Genomic DNA, 228 nt, shown 5'->3' on the forward strand with positions numbered 1-228 from the left:
TTGATAGGTTCGAGGTGGAAGCATGGTGACATGTGGAGCTGACGAATACTAATAGATCGAGGACTTAACCATATAATATGTAGCAATGTTATCTAGTTTTGAAGGAATATACCTTCAATAGTTTGGTGATGATGGCAGAGAGGTCACACCCGTTCCCATACCGAACACGGAAGTTAAGCTCTCTAGCGCCGATGGTAGTTGGGACCTTGTCCCTGTGAGAGTAGGACG

1 rRNA gene is annotated in these 228 nt (G+C 45.2%); it reads left to right on the forward strand.

The window, feature by feature from the left end:
* Positions 1-121: 121 nt before the first annotated feature.
* Positions 122-228 (forward strand): 5S ribosomal RNA (gene rrf, locus MR160_RS34585); the annotation flags it as partial.

The organism is Bacillus cereus group sp. BfR-BA-01382 (assembly GCF_022663475.1).
Taxonomy (GTDB): domain Bacteria; phylum Bacillota; class Bacilli; order Bacillales; family Bacillaceae_G; genus Bacillus_A; species Bacillus_A thuringiensis_S.